We start from the raw sequence: 1,189 nt of genomic DNA, 5'->3' as shown, positions 1-1,189 counted from the left end.
CATACGCCATCAACTGCGATGGGGGATGTGTTGATTGAGAGATTAATCTCGAAAGCTGGACTTCAATTCGAAATCCATTCTTAGCTACTGCGATTGCTTAGGCTGTGTTGAAAGCTTGTTCGAAATACTCATTTACTTATATGTAAACTCCGTGTTCTCACAAACTTTCGCCCTGCCTAAGCTGCTCTCCTAACGCTAAGAAGCTGCGAGCTTTCGTTCATTTTCGTCGCGTCTTATCGTCGCTTGTGAGGTTAGGCGTTTCGTAAGCTGTGTTGAAAGCTTGTTCGCTTTACTCACTGGCTTTGCCAGAACGCACTTTAGTGCGGTCCGTAGGGCGAGCTACGCGAGTATTTACTTATATGTAAACTCCGTGTTCTCATAAACTTTCGCCTTGCCTAAGCTGCTCTCCTAACGCTAAGTAGCTGCGCGTTTTTATTTGTTTTTGCCTTATTCTAAATTCTTTATTGACCCAGCTTGGGTATGTCTTACTCGAACTTTTAAAGTTTTCGTATATCTAACCTCTTCTTTCAAAGGCTTTGTGTCTAATCTACGCATCTTCATAACGCGTAAGACATTTTGTCTTAGGTCTAAGTTGAATAAGGTAAATCAAGAGGTTTCGATGCGAAGTATATTCACTGTATTGGTGTTAAGTCTTGGTCTAGTGCTTACGGGGTGTAGCACCGGTAGTTGGCGAGACGCGAGCCGAGACTCTGCGAATTTATCTCCACTCCCCGGTGATTATTCTGATGCCATCGTGCAAGTTTACGCTGCAGATGCTTGGGGATGGCGAGGGATATTTGCAGTGCATACATGGATATCTGTTAAACCAAGCAATGCAGATCAATACACTGTCCTTGAAGTGATTGGCTGGCGCGCTCGATGGGGTGTGCCGGTTCTTCGCATAGAGAAAGACTTGCCTGATCGCTATTGGTTTGGGGCAAAGCCAGAGTTGGTATACGAAAAGCGTGGTGAGGGCGCTGATCAGCTCATCGAAGATATTCTTCGCGTTTCACGTGATTACCCTTGGGCAAATGAATATACCGTGTTCCCAGGTCCCAATAGCAATACCTATCCTGCATGGGTTGCTAGTCAAATCGAAGGCTTCGAATTAGATATGCCATTTAGAGCGATTGGCAGTGGCTGGGAGCCTTAACATCGATTTCTATGTGATTACGCGACTAGCTTAGAG

General features: G+C 45.2%; 1 protein-coding gene. It reads left to right on the top strand.

All coding sequences use genetic code 11. The annotated features are described in order from the left end of the window. The first annotated feature begins 619 nt into the window (after positions 1-619). Positions 620-1,153, top strand: coding sequence for a DUF3750 domain-containing protein (locus A3739_RS02475; RefSeq protein ID WP_068476134.1), 534 nt, complete (start codon positions 620-622; stop codon positions 1,151-1,153). The last annotated feature ends 36 nt before the right edge of the window (positions 1,154-1,189 follow it).

It is taken from the genome of Oleiphilus sp. HI0067 (assembly GCF_001635735.1).
Note: the sequence above shows the minus strand (reverse complement) of the source record. Positions and strands in the feature narration are given on the sequence as shown.

Coding starts and splice junctions, on each gene's coding strand:
- A3739_RS02475 (WP_068476134.1), top strand. CDS start 620: ATGCGAAGTATATTCACTGTATTGGTGTTAAGTCTTGGTCTAGTGCTT.